12 protein-coding genes are annotated in these 12,073 nt (G+C 58.2%); 4 read left to right on the top strand and 8 right to left on the bottom strand.

Annotated elements, in window-relative coordinates; translation table 11 throughout:
* Window positions 1-1,103 precede the first annotated feature (1,103 nt).
* Together ACXADZ_RS18225 and ACXADZ_RS18220 are read right to left on the bottom strand one after the other, a co-directional pair.
* A complete protein-coding gene (locus ACXADZ_RS18225; RefSeq protein WP_247748073.1) occupies window positions 1,104-1,727 on the bottom strand; it encodes a transglutaminase-like cysteine peptidase in 624 nt (207 codons plus the stop codon).
* 348 nt (window positions 1,728-2,075) lie between these two features.
* A complete protein-coding gene (locus tag ACXADZ_RS18220; protein ID WP_170634682.1) occupies window positions 2,076-2,492 on the bottom strand; it encodes a MerR family transcriptional regulator in 417 nt (138 codons plus the stop codon).
* A 145-nt stretch (window positions 2,493-2,637) separates the two neighbouring features.
* Between ACXADZ_RS18220 and ACXADZ_RS18215 the strand changes: the two genes are divergently transcribed.
* A complete protein-coding gene (locus tag ACXADZ_RS18215; protein WP_170634684.1) occupies window positions 2,638-2,961 on the top strand; it encodes a hypothetical protein in 324 nt (107 codons plus the stop codon).
* Window positions 2,962-2,965: 4 nt separating this feature from the next.
* Complete coding sequence (locus tag ACXADZ_RS18210) at window positions 2,966-3,184, top strand: GDCCVxC domain-containing (seleno)protein (RefSeq protein ID WP_247748072.1); 219 nt, start codon at window positions 2,966-2,968, stop codon at window positions 3,182-3,184.
* 211 nt (window positions 3,185-3,395) lie between these two features.
* Here the strand turns inward: ACXADZ_RS18210 and ACXADZ_RS18205 are convergent, their stop codons facing one another.
* Window positions 3,396-3,872, bottom strand: a complete 477-nt coding sequence (locus tag ACXADZ_RS18205; RefSeq protein ID WP_170634686.1) for a DUF411 domain-containing protein — start codon at window positions 3,870-3,872, stop codon at window positions 3,396-3,398.
* Window positions 3,873-4,156: 284 nt separating this feature from the next.
* On the bottom strand, window positions 4,157-4,570 hold the full coding sequence (locus ACXADZ_RS18200) for a heavy metal-responsive transcriptional regulator (protein ID WP_170634687.1): 414 nt from the start codon (window positions 4,568-4,570) through the stop codon (window positions 4,157-4,159).
* Window positions 4,571-4,659: 89 nt separating this feature from the next.
* On the opposite strand from ACXADZ_RS18200, the gene ACXADZ_RS18195 reads away from it, so the two are divergent.
* Together ACXADZ_RS18195 and ACXADZ_RS18190 are read left to right on the top strand one after the other, a co-directional pair.
* On the top strand, window positions 4,660-5,688 hold the full coding sequence (locus ACXADZ_RS18195; RefSeq protein WP_170634689.1) for a lysylphosphatidylglycerol synthase domain-containing protein: 1,029 nt from the start codon (window positions 4,660-4,662) through the stop codon (window positions 5,686-5,688).
* Window positions 5,675-6,925 (top strand): MFS transporter, encoded by a 1,251-nt coding sequence (locus tag ACXADZ_RS18190; protein WP_475198684.1) that lies wholly within the window; start codon window positions 5,675-5,677, stop codon window positions 6,923-6,925. Before ACXADZ_RS18195 ends, ACXADZ_RS18190 begins: the two co-directional genes overlap by 14 nt.
* Before the next feature lie 291 nt (window positions 6,926-7,216).
* Here the strand turns inward: ACXADZ_RS18190 and petA are convergent, their stop codons facing one another.
* From petA to ACXADZ_RS18170, 4 genes are all read right to left on the bottom strand, one after another.
* On the bottom strand, window positions 7,217-7,765 hold the full coding sequence (gene petA / locus ACXADZ_RS18185; RefSeq protein WP_170634693.1) for a ubiquinol-cytochrome c reductase iron-sulfur subunit: 549 nt from the start codon (window positions 7,763-7,765) through the stop codon (window positions 7,217-7,219).
* 325 nt (window positions 7,766-8,090) lie between these two features.
* Window positions 8,091-8,369, bottom strand: a complete 279-nt coding sequence (locus ACXADZ_RS18180; protein ID WP_170634695.1) for a DUF2933 domain-containing protein — start codon at window positions 8,367-8,369, stop codon at window positions 8,091-8,093.
* On the bottom strand, window positions 8,366-9,700 hold the full coding sequence (locus ACXADZ_RS18175) for an APC family permease (RefSeq protein ID WP_475198682.1): 1,335 nt from the start codon (window positions 9,698-9,700) through the stop codon (window positions 8,366-8,368). The genes ACXADZ_RS18180 and ACXADZ_RS18175 overlap by 4 nt, the downstream gene beginning before the upstream one ends.
* On the bottom strand, window positions 9,697-11,982 hold the full coding sequence (locus tag ACXADZ_RS18170) for a copper-transporting P-type ATPase (RefSeq protein ID WP_170634748.1): 2,286 nt from the start codon (window positions 11,980-11,982) through the stop codon (window positions 9,697-9,699). Before ACXADZ_RS18170 ends, ACXADZ_RS18175 begins: the two co-directional genes overlap by 4 nt.
* Between the last annotated feature and the right edge of the window lie 91 nt (window positions 11,983-12,073).

The raw sequence follows: 12,073 nt of genomic DNA, 5'->3' as shown, positions 1-12,073 counted from the left end.
CATATTTGCTGGTCGGTTGTTAGCTCAGTTTCAATACGTGTTTTGACTCTAAGTCTGGAAAAGAGTCCATACTCAGGCAGGAAGGACACATGAGCCCTAGCCCTCGAAAACTTTGCAAATACACCGAGTGCGAGACGGGGATTTGGCAGGGCGAAGAAGCAACCATCAGACGAAAAAATTTTTAAGTTTCTACGTGAGACTGAGCTGAAGCAGGTGGTAGGCGATGAAGTGGAAACAGCTCACGCGAAACATCTTTGTTCTTCAATAATCTGAAACAGCATTGCCTCCGGGATCGGCTCGCCATGACACGCCTATTTTCAGGTCCGCGCGCACCGCGCCTCCCAAGGCGAATTCCGAGACGCGACAGGTTCTTGTTGCGCGTAACTAGGTTCGTTCTATCGTCAATTACAGTCTAGATCCGGGACATATAGCGGGGTTCGTGCTTGATGGTTACCTTTCGGTTACCACGACCGATCATGGGACTGAATGCGTAGCGACAACCGACGACATTCAAAAGGAAGTACGCTGATGCGAAACGCCTCGGCATTAACAACTTTTCTGTCTGCGTCACTACAACCGAGGATCGCCCATGCCGCCATCGGTTCTCGCCGCAACCCGGTGTGATGGGTGTTGTGATAACGGCATATCTCCGGGTGCAGCCAGTCTTCGAACTCCTCCAATGTCATCGACGCAGTGCCGGAGCCGTCGCATTTCCCCTTATCCTTGGGGGATAATTGCGTTCTTCCCTAAAGTAGATGAACGGCCTCCATGGTCGTCCTAATCAGGCGTTCGATATCTTCGCCGTAACGCGCTCGACCCGGTGGCCTTTACTTGACGGAGATACTCCAATCTGAGCGGGTCAAATGGAAGGTTTCGCTGCGGAAACGCGCCCATTGTCTACGTGTATGGCTTGCGGAATCCCAACAGTAGGCCAATACGACACCTCCGAGATATCTGGCGCGCGGATCGAATTCGTTCACACGCAATGGTGCAAACACAAGCAGATGGACGAGTCGGACTGAGCATCGAAACTCAACTATGCGCCCAGAACAATGCAGGTCGTGACATCAATTGCGAGAGGCAACCAATGTCTACCCAATGGTTTAGCCGCTAGAAACCTGTACCCAACGATCAGGGTGAATCGGGTCCTGTATTCGTAGGAAAAGATACCTTGTTTCCTTCCACGTTTTGATCCTGTTGGTAACATTGTCCAGAACCAAATCGCCTTCACTCGAGCGATAGACTAGAACAGCATGGCCATTGCGATTGGTGTCCAAGACGGTCGCGATTAGTAGCTTCGTAGGATCCACACCGTTCTGCACAAGTTCAAACTTCTTTTGCAAAGCGAAGTCTTCGCAATCTCCTGACCCTTGCGTCGGCAGTGTCCAGTATTCCTTTGTCCCGTATTGGCTTTGATCCGAAACGGCACGGATTCTCCGATTGACGCGCGTGTTGATCGTTTTAACGATCTGATTTTCTTGTGCCACGGACAGACCAGAACTACGAGCGCTCGCGCACGCCCAAGAGTAATCTTTGCATAGTGTTTTGGCACCGGATGGCGCTTCAATCTTTCTGTCAAGACCGATCGAGGGAAGCTCAGAGGCTTGTAATGTAGCGGCAGACACAAAAAAGCTGCATATAAAACAGATCATTGGGAGATAACCCAGCAGGTTTTTCGATAACATTCTCTGAACTAACGTGGGATTTGTCATATCTGCCTTCTCCATGCTCGTTCCTCGAAGGTATCCAAACTTCCGGGGCCAATGTATTTTATTCCAAGCCTTCATGTGCCTTGAGGCATTGCAACTGCTTCTTAGCCTCTAGGGGTAAAGCGGCAAAAATTTGCAGATTCTTTGGTATTTCTTCCTTAGTTGACAGCATCAGAGCATCCACGCCATCACCAGTCCGGCATAGCTAACAGCGCGAACTAGAGGGTAAGCTGATCGCAATTCTCTCATTCAACAAAAATACAACACAGATCGGCCGTCATCGCTTAAGGTTACGAAATACTGGGACAATGAAGCCGCTCCTCCCCAAACTGAGACAGGCAGTTTCGGTTTTTCCGGGCGCTGCAATTAGTGACCGCTAATGACATCTTTGACGACAGGCTCGTTGAGCAACGCCGTTAGCAGGGGGCATGCTGCTCCTTCAGTACAGGTCTGCACAAGTTCTACCAATGCTTGCTCCAGCCGTTGGAGAGCGGCGATCTTTGACCTGACCTTGTCGAGATGTTTTGTTGCGACGTCTTCGGCGTCACGACAGGCTTGCTCCGGCGCTTTGGACAATTCGCGAAGTGCGCATGCATCCTGAATAGTGAAGCCAAGATCGCGGCAGCGTTTGATGAATCTGAGCTCGGATATTTCCCGTTCCGTGTAAGCGCGGCGCCCCGAGGCGGTTCGACCGGTTTTCTCGACTATGCCTTCCCGTTCGTAGTAGCGGATCGTCTCGACCGACAGGCCGGTCAATCTCGCCACTTCGCCAATCGCAATCATGTGATGACCTTTCCCTTGAACCTGTAGCCACTACAGGATGCATATTGTCGGTCATGATGTCGAATTTCGCAAACCGCACGAAGCAAAAATCGAGGAAGCCGAACCGGCTTCCGCTCAAGATCGTCAAAGTCGGAGAAAGCAGACTATGAGCAAGTTTGTAGGGGCGAGTTTTCTTGGATCGTTTACCGCATTTGGCGTTGCGACCTGCTGCATCTTGCCGATGGCCTTGATTTTACTTGGCTTGGGAGGGGGCTGGCTGGCCGTATTTGGCAAGATTGCCGCCGCGAGTTATTACGTGCTCGGCGGTTCGACGGCCCTGCTGTTTCTCTCTGGCATCGTCGCGTACCGCCATGGTTCACTCGACCGCCTCAAATGGTGGCTGACAGGCAGTTTTGCGTTAACGACCATCGCTTGGGTTATCGTACTCAACGAAATCCGAATAAATGATTTCCTGATAACCTTAATGTGACGCCATGAGTGAAGAACGCCCGAACCTTGTCAGCACGATCATCTGCCCGGAATGTGGACATTCAAGACCTGAAACGATGCCAACAGATGCGTGCCAGTGGTTCTACGAATGCACATCTTGCGGAAAAGTCCTGAAGCCACTTCCCGGCGATTGCTGCGTCTACTGTTCCTACGGATCGGCCCCATGCCCGCCAATTCAGGCGGGCGACAAATGCTGCGGTTGATACGGCGACCGGGATGTCGGTTTTGTCCGCAAAGCCGGTCATCAGGCTTGGCGGACGCAGGTATTTTTTCACCGTAGGCTGGAACTTGCCCGGTAGGACAAGGCAGGCGTGAAGTCACGGATCAACTGGTTTGCCGTGAAGAATGTCACGTAAACCGGGCAGAACAAGCGAGCGCCGTGTTTTTCAGGATCTTGCCAGCGCCGTCGGGACTTCATACGGCCGGGTAGCTGGCAAACACCTCTGTGGTTCCATCCTTGCGGATCAGGAAGACGTCAAAGGCTTCGCGTTCGCTTTCCGGCCCCATGCCTGGCGAGCCGAACGGCATTCCGGGAACCGACAGTCCGACAGCATCCGGGTGTTCGCCCAGCAGGCGCCGGATGTCAGCGGGCGGGACGTGTCCTTCGATCATGTAGCCCTCCGCGCGGCCCGTGTGGCATGACATCATGCCCTCTGGAATACCGTTGGCGGTTTTGTAAGCGTTCAAGGCCTCCCAGGCACTGTTTTCCACGCTTAATTCAAAGCCTTCCGCCCGCATGATTTTGATCCACGAGCCGCAGCATCCGCAATTCGGATCCTTCAGGACATGGATGAAACGGTCGGTTTTCGCGAAGGCGGGAAGCGCCGCGCTTCCCGCAAGGGCCGCGGCTCCTTGCATCACGCGGCGGCGGCTCAGGTTATTCGTCGTCATGTTCCCTCCGGGGAAAACTTGTCTTGAACCGATGTGAAAGCGCACCGGCAGGGTTGAATGCGGATCGCAGATACGAGACTGCCATATTCGTTACCCTCGGATACTCATCAGATATGGCTTTCTGGGCGACGGAGGGATTTCTCACAATGATCTGGCGCAAACTCTGCTCGGAGACGGAACCCTCGCTCTCCTTTTTTCGCTGCACCAGCCACTCTGGGTCTTGCTTGGCAATAACCCGGTTCGCAAGCAACTCCGCTACCCTCCGATCAAGGCCGGAATTGCGCCTATTTCTCACTGCTGCGTTCTATGGCACCCACGATCGAACAGTTCTGAATTCCACCACGCCCCGGACACGCCGCTATCAGCTCGTCCAGATTGTTCCTCAACCGTACAAGCCCGTCGATCCGTTCCTGAATTTCGTCCCGCTTTTTGCGCGCTCTGGCCTGCATCGCGACGCACTCGGTATTTGGTACCGTGCGCAACTCCAGAATTTCCGCGATTTCTGCCAGCGAAAATCCGAGCTTCTTAGCGCCGGATATGAATTTCAGCCGCCAAAGCGTGTCACCACCATAGTCCCGCGCGCCGCCGTCAATTGGGCGCGGCGGCTGAGTGACAAGGCCCTTCCTTTCATAAAATCGGATCGTCTCGACGCCTATCCCGGTCTCGCGCGCGGCCTGGCCGATCTTAAGTGGTTGCATCGCGGTCTCCCTCCTTCACCGGCATCTTGACACCGTATCATGATACGGAGGTTAAAACATTGGGGTCTTGGTGCTTGCGAGGATGTCATATGCGGATCTTCCTGAAACGGTGGCTGCTGCCGATATTCGGCTCCGCCCTGGCGCTCTATCTGGTGTTTGCGCTCTACGGCAGCCTCGATTTTGCGCTGTTTCTGCAGGGCCTGCGCGGAGCCAACATGTTCTGGATCGCGATTCTTGCCGCCACCATCCTGCTGGAGCAGCTGATGAGCGGCTGGAAGTGGCGGCAGATCCTGTTCGACGTGAAACCGGTCGGCACCCTGCGGCTGACGGGGGCGCTACTGGCAGGTTATGGCGCAAATGTCCTTGTCCCGCTCGGCATCAGCCCGCTGGTCCGGGCCTGGCTGGTTGCTCGGCTCGACCGCTTGAAGATGGCGACCGTGCTTGCAACCGCGATCATCGCCCGGTTCCTCGACGGCGTCGTTTTCGCCCTTTTTGCCGGAGCGGTGGCCGCCGCCGGCCAGATTCCACAGATCGAGGGTGACCTGCGGCTGGGATTGAGCGTTGCGGGCCTGTTGAACCTGATGCTTTTCGGCAGCCTGCTTTGGGTTCTGTTCCGGTTCCGCGCGTCACTTCTGAGCGAAGACCCTCTGGTCTGCCGACTCTTCGACTGGGCTGCCGCCCGCATCGGGGCCGATGGCGCGTATCTGCGCACCGCGCTCGGTGAAGGGATTGTCTGGCCACAGGCACGGGCCCGCCGCATCGCCGCCATTGCCGCAGCCATTGCGGGTAAGCTGGTGGCGACAACCCATTTCCTGTGGGCCGGGCTGGCGGTTGGCGTGGTGCTGAGCGCGTGGGATTACCTGTTCCTGATGGTGTTTGCCGGGTTCGCCATGGTTCTGGGTCGTTTCGTGCGCATCCCGGCGAGCTTTGTCTTTGGGGCGGGGTTCGCGCTCAAGGTGCTTGGCGTTCCGGACGAAACCGCCCTTCTGATGATCCTGTTCAACTATGTGCTGACGATCCTTCTGGTGGTCGGGATCGGCCTGACGGTGTTGTGGCAGAGCGGCATCGACATCCGCCGCGCCCGGGCGGAGGCAGAGGCGGCGAATGGCAAGGCGTAATCCCGAAGACACGAGATTTTGGCGGATCGCCGGTGCTGGTGCGGTGTTTCAGGGCGGGTCGGCGGCGGTGGACAGCGCGACGGTAGTGGCCAGTCTGGTGCATATGCTGACCGGTAGCGCGCTGGCCGTGGGCTATGCCAGCACGGTCCTGCGTCTTGGCTGGCTGCTGCCCCAGTTCGCGGTGGGCTACCTCGCCGAGCGCACCGATCGGCGGATGCCGTTCTACGCCCTTGGTGCCTATGGGCGGGCGATCACGGTCGCGATGATTGGTATTCTTCTGTGGTGGGGGGCCGACTGGCCTCAGGTCGATTGGCCTCCGGTTCCGCTGGCGCTCGGGATGCTGGGATTGTGGACGGTCTATGCCTTTGCCAGCGGCGTGGTCGCGGTGCCCTACAACGACATCGTCGGCCGGGCGATCCCGTCCGAGCGCCGCAGCCGGATGTTGGCCTGGCGCTTTTTCGGCGGCGGTGTTCTGGCGGTTCTGGTGGCGGGCGTTCTGCAACTCGCGCTCGACGTGATGCCGCCGCTCAGGGCCTATGCGCTGATATTCTGGCTCGGCGCGGTGCTGATGATCGTCTCTGCGACGCTTTTTGTCTCCGCGGGTGAGGCCGCTACCGCTGCAAGGGCGCCACGGGACCGTCCTGCCAATCTGCCTGGATTTCTGCGCGAAGGTTTCTCGACGCTGCGGCAGGACCGCCGGTTCCGGCTGTTCCTGATCTTCCAATGGCTTGGTGCAGCGACGCTGATGGCGTTGCCGTTCTATGTCGTTGCCGCCAGCCGCAGCGGCCTCGGGGCGGCGGATGTCGGAACGCTGTTGGCGGCGCAGACTGTCGGCGCGCTGGCCTCGAATCCGCTCTGGGGCCACATCGGAGACCAGGCGGGCAAATTGCGCCTGCTGGGGATAGTGGCACTGGTGCGTCTCGGACCTCCGGTGCTGGTTTTGCTGCTTGTGGTCACGGGTTCGGGGCTGACCAGTTTCGCGGTGCTGTTCTTCCTGATCGGCGCGATGATGAACGGCGTGACCATCGGCTATCTCGGCTACTTGCTGGAGATCTCGCCCGACGACCGCCGCCCGGCCTATTCCGCGTGGTTCAACAGCTTTGCGGCCCCGGCGGCGCTGGCGCCGCTTGTGGGCGGTGTGGTGGTCAGCATGATCGCCATCGAAGCCGTGTTCATCGCTGCGATCCTGGCCGCGCTGGGACAGGTCGCGATCGCCGCGCGGCTTACACGGGGTTGAAATAGCACCTTGTTCAGGACCAAAGCGTTTCCTCTCAACCCGCAATTCAGATGCGATCCTGTCAAAAGGCAAGATGGCATGTCTAAACATGGGCGAAGCAGAAACCTTGAGCGCAGCGATTAGAATTGTTCCGTTCAGAACATGACGGCGAGGTCTCTTCTCGAAAACTCCAGAAAGCGGGGTACATGTCGAATTCCGCCACATAGCATCGCGGCGCTGATCGAGGGATATTCGAGGACTGACAAACGAACCTGGTGAGGCACGCGCCTCTGAACAAAGTTCACCGCGCCGTCACCCAATTTTGACCCGTGTGTCGGTGACGAACTCGTAAGGGGGCAGATCGAGGTTGCGGGGCGCGGGGCCTTTCCGAATTCTACCAGACGTGTCGTAATGTGAACCGTGACACGGACAGAACCAACCGTCCCAGTCTCCGGTGGGTTCGCTGCCGCCCTGCCCGAGTGGTATGCATCCCAGATGGGTGCAAACGCCAATAACTACCAGCCATTCCGGTCGCTGTACGCGCTCGGCGTCAGGTTGCGGGTCGATCATTGGTGCATCGTCTTCTGCTATCGCCAGCGCGATCCGCTCTTTAGTCCGGTGGTCTATAAAGATCGGCTTGCCTTTCCATTTAACAGTGATCCTCGTTCCTGGTCCGACACCTTCAAGATCTATGTCGACAACGGCTTGGGCGGAGATGTCTGCACTGGGGTTCATGCTGTTAACAAGTGGCCAGACCGCCGTGCCCGTGGCCACGATGGCGGCACCGCCGGTGACGAAGTATAAGAAATCGCGCCGAGTTTCAGGCTCTGAAGGTGCCTGTCTTTCAGAAAATTCAGACATATTGTTCCTCCTGTGCGTCAGGACGGGTTCATCGAATGATAGGACTCGGACGAGGTGGATCAGTCGCCTTGGTCCTCTTCTTCACCGCGATGCCCCATTCCCTATTCATCAGAGTGATCTTCGTCGGTGTCACCGTGCAATGCCTTTACAGGCAGTGCACCGGCCGTCAGGTGCAGTTCAATTGCTGCTCTCCGAATTGGATTTGCTAACATGGCAATTTCCCTTCCTTATTGGGTTACAAATTTGTTCTGATCAGTTGGCCGTTGCTGCTCCTTGTTGCGCAGTGTTCTTGCCGCAAAGCCTCCAGCCATACAGGGCGCCGTTCTCAGTGTTTGCCGTGGCCGCGATGCATTAAGAAATGCATGCCCACGCAGACCAGCAAGAACAGCAACGGAGAACTGAGCAAAGGATAGAGTGTCTCGCGGTATTCCCAGCCCAGAACAGCGGCGCCCAACGCGATCGCAATGACAACCGGGAGCCAATTACGCTTGGCACCGTTGGCCGTCTGATCTTCGGTTTTGGGCGCTTCGGCCGTTACGTCATAGCTGACCCTTTCGGTCGTCTCCTGTGTGGCGCGGGTTTCGTCGAAATTTGATTGGGTCATAGCTGATTTGCCTCCTTTTCGATGATCCATTGTTTGAGAAAGATGCGCTCATAGACGAAGACCAAGCCGATGCCAGCAACGGCATATACTACGATCATCGGGTCGGAGCGCAGCTTGAGTATTGTGAACGCGGTCAGGACTACGCAGTCCAGCGCCAGGGCGGTTAACAAGACCCATCCACGGGCTTTGATCTGACCGCGCAAGCGTCGCCAGACACCCCAATGCACCGCCATGTCCATCACCAGGTAAAAGAACGCCCCCAACGAGGCGATGCGAGACAGGTCGAACAACACCGCAAGCAGGCCCGCAATCACGACCGTGTAGATCAGCGTGTGAGACTGGATGCTGCCCGTCATGCCGAAATGGCTGTGCGGGATCATTTTCATGTCGGTCAGCATCGCCAGCATCCGGGACACAGCAAAAACGCTGGCGATCAGCCCCGAGGCCGTCGCCACCATCGCCAGCGCCACGGTCAGGTAGAACCCGCCCTGCCCCAGCACCGGCCTGGCAGCCTCGGCCAGGGCATAGTCCTGCGCCGCGCGGATTTGCTCGGGCGGCAGGCTGACACCGACGGCAAGGGCGACCAGCAGGTAGACCACCGCGCAGATCGCGATCGAGATCATGATGGTGCGCCCGACATTGCGGTGCGGGTCGAGGATCTCGGCCCCGCTGTTGGTGATGGTGGTAAAGCCCTTGAAGGCGAGGATCGACAGGGCTACCGAGGCGACGAACCCCAGCGGCGCGGCCGGTTCCGAGCCCTGAACCTGCCAGGTTCCGCCCGCAGCCCAAAGTGCGGCGATGCCGAATATTGCGATCCCGCCGATCTTGAGCGCCGACATGATGATCGACCACAACCCCACGGACCGGTTGCCCGACCGGTTCACCGCATAGGCAAAGACGATCAGCGCAACCGCGACCAAAGGCACCAGCGGTCCGCTCTCGATGTTGAACGGGCGGAGCGCATAGCTCGCGAATGTACGCGCGACGAGGCTTTCGTTGATCACCATCGACAGCGCCATCAGCAGCGAGGCCGCCGCCGCAACCGCCCCGGGCCCGTAGGCCTTGGTCAGGATCATGGCGATGCCGCCCGATGAGGGCCAGGCGTTGGACATGGCGATATAGGTATAAGCGCTGAAACCCGTCACCACGGCCCCGACCACGAAGGACAGCGGAAACCACGGCCCCGCCAGCCCGGCGATCTGTCCGGTCAGTGCAAATATCCCCGCGCCGATCATAACGCCGGTACCCATGGCGACGGCCCCGGTCAGCGAGATTGATCCGGGCTTCAGCGCGCCACTGGCGCCGTGCGTACTATGCTCGTGCGTGCTCAAATCTTCGCCCCCCGCAATCGCAGCGCATTTAACACCACTGAAATCGACGAAGCGCTCATGGCGAAGGCGGCGAACATCGGGCTGATCAGGATGCCGAAAAGCGGGAACAGAAGACCCGCCGCCACCGGAACGCCCGAGGCGTTGTAGATCAGGGCAAAGAATAGATTCTGCCGGATATTGCGCATGGTAGCGCGGGCCAGCCTTCGGGCGCGCACGATGCCATCGAGGCTACCGTTGACCAGCGTGAAGCCTGCACTTTCGATCGCCACGTCGGCGCCGGTGCCCATGGCGATGCCCACATCGGACTGCGCTAACGCGGGTGCGTCGTTCACTCCGTCACCCGCCATGGCGACCTTTGCGCCTTTCTCCTGCAGTTCGCGAATTATGCGGGCCTTGTCCTCAGGTAGAACGTCGGCTCGAATCTCATCGATACCCAGACGTTCGGCCACCGCCTTTGCAGTGCGTTCGTTGTCGCCAGTCGCCATGATAATTCGGAAACCCAACTCGTGCAGTGCTTTCAGTGCTGCAGGCGTGGTTTCCTTGACCGGGTCTGCGACGCTGACCAACCCTGCCACTGAACCATCAAGCATCACGAACATTACCGTTTCGCCGTCATCCCGGCGCGCATCGGCCTTGGCCGTCAGATCGGTCGCCTCGAGTCCGAGATCGGTGACCAGTTTCAGGTTGCCGAGCGCGACGGGGCGGCCATCCACCGTGCCTTTCACGCCTTTACCAGTCACCGCCTCGAAGTCACTGGCGTCGGACAGGGCCACGCCACGTTCCTCGGCACCTGTGACGATTGCCTCAGCTAACGGGTGCTCCGAGCCCTTCTCCAGCGTCGCAGCCAGCCGCAGCACCTCGGCCTCGTCATGGCCGGGTTCAGGTAACACAGCCACCAGCTGCGGCTTGCCCATGGTCAGAGTGCCAGTTTTGTCGACGATCAAGGTATCGACCTTCTCGAACCGTTCCAGAGCTTCGGCGTTTTTGATCAAAACTCCGGCTTGTGCACCTCTCCCCGTGGCCGTCATGATCGACATCGGAGTGGCCAAGCCAAGCGCGCACGGGCAAGCTATGATCAGTACCGACACCGCTGCGATCAAGGCGTAGGAGAGTGCCGGAGCCGGTCCCCAAACCGCCCATGCAATGAAGGCCAATACAGCGATGCCAATGACCGCTGGCACGAACCATCCGGCAACTTTGTCGGCGTATTTCTGGATCGGTGCGCGCGAGCGTTGCGCGTTGGCCACCATTTCGACAATCTGGGACAGCATTGTGTCAGAGCCCACTCGGGTTGCTTCGATTACAAGACTACCGGTGCCGTTGATTGTGGCCCCTGTGACCGGCTCGCCTTGTACCTTTTCGACCGGAACCGGTTCGCCAGAGATCATGCTTTCGTCAACAGATGAGCGCCCTTCGAGTACAATGCCGTCTACTGGCACCTTGTCGCCGGGGCGTACGCGAAGGCGGTCACCTACCTGTACTTCTTCAAGCGGAATTTCCTCTTCACTGCTGTCAGGGCGGATAATGCGGGCGGTCTTTGCGGCCATGTCCAGCAAAGCGCGGATTGCCTTTCCTGTGCCTTCGCGTGCCCGCAGTTCCATCACCTGCCCGAGCAGAACAAGTGTAACGATAACTGCGGCAGCCTCGAAATAGACCCCAACATGGCCTTCTGAATCTCGAAAACCGTCCGGAAATATGTGGGGCATCAATACGGCGACAACGCTGAACAGCCACGCGGCCGAAACCCCCATGGCAATCAACGAGAACATGTTCAGGTTCATGGTGCGAAACGAATTCCACCCTCGTTCCAGAAATGGCCAACCGCACCAAAGAACGACCGGAGTGCCAAGTATCAGTTCAATCCATAGGGTTGTTCGCTCACCAAAAATCTCTCGCACACCAGACAGCCCAACGTAGGGGCCCATCGTGAAAACCAAAAGCGGCAGCGTCAGAACCGCACCTACCCACAGGCGCCGGGTGAAATCCACCAGTTCCGGGTTCGGCCCCTCGTCCACCATCGCCGCGCTTTCCAGCTCCAACCCCATGCCGCAGAGTGGGCAGGACCCAGGATGGGTTTGCCGCACCTGCGGATGCATCGGGCAGGTATATACGGGTCCGTCATAGCCTGTCGGAACGATGTCATATTCACCGTTGTCGTCCGTCGCGCCATGATGCGCGGAATGATGGTGATGCGCATGCGCATCCACCTCGCCCTCGGGCACAAGGTGCATCCCGCATTTGGGACAGTCGCCGGGCCCAGATTGACGCACGTCAGAATGCATGGGGCAGACGTAAGCGATCTCGGTCGGACCGTTCGCGTGGATTCTGATGTCGTGGTCTTCTGTCATGTTCTGCTCCCTGGTTTAAGCTTTG

The organism is Ruegeria sp. ABM4_193, from assembly GCF_056158705.1.
The sequence above is the reverse complement of the archived record's forward strand: the minus strand, read 5'-3'. Positions and strand labels throughout refer to the sequence as shown.

Bases quoted from the DNA above. Each gene is read 5' to 3' on its own strand.
- ACXADZ_RS18225 (WP_247748073.1), bottom strand. From the start codon at position 1,727: ATGGAGAAGGCAGATATGACAAATCCCACGTTAGTTCAGAGAATGTTA.
- ACXADZ_RS18220 (WP_170634682.1), bottom strand. From the start codon at position 2,492: ATGATTGCGATTGGCGAAGTGGCGAGATTGACCGGCCTGTCGGTCGAG.
- ACXADZ_RS18215 (WP_170634684.1), top strand. From the start codon at position 2,638: ATGAGCAAGTTTGTAGGGGCGAGTTTTCTTGGATCGTTTACCGCATTT.
- ACXADZ_RS18210 (WP_247748072.1), top strand. From the start codon at position 2,966: ATGAGTGAAGAACGCCCGAACCTTGTCAGCACGATCATCTGCCCGGAA.
- ACXADZ_RS18205 (WP_170634686.1), bottom strand. From the start codon at position 3,872: ATGACGACGAATAACCTGAGCCGCCGCCGCGTGATGCAAGGAGCCGCG.
- ACXADZ_RS18200 (WP_170634687.1), bottom strand. From the start codon at position 4,570: ATGCAACCACTTAAGATCGGCCAGGCCGCGCGCGAGACCGGGATAGGC.
- ACXADZ_RS18195 (WP_170634689.1), top strand. From the start codon at position 4,660: ATGCGGATCTTCCTGAAACGGTGGCTGCTGCCGATATTCGGCTCCGCC.
- ACXADZ_RS18190 (WP_475198684.1), top strand. From the start codon at position 5,675: ATGGCAAGGCGTAATCCCGAAGACACGAGATTTTGGCGGATCGCCGGT.
- petA (WP_170634693.1), bottom strand. From the start codon at position 7,765: ATGTCTGAATTTTCTGAAAGACAGGCACCTTCAGAGCCTGAAACTCGG.
- ACXADZ_RS18180 (WP_170634695.1), bottom strand. From the start codon at position 8,369: ATGACCCAATCAAATTTCGACGAAACCCGCGCCACACAGGAGACGACC.
- ACXADZ_RS18170 (WP_170634748.1), bottom strand. From the start codon at position 11,982: ATGCATTCTGACGTGCGTCAATCTGGGCCCGGCGACTGTCCCAAATGC.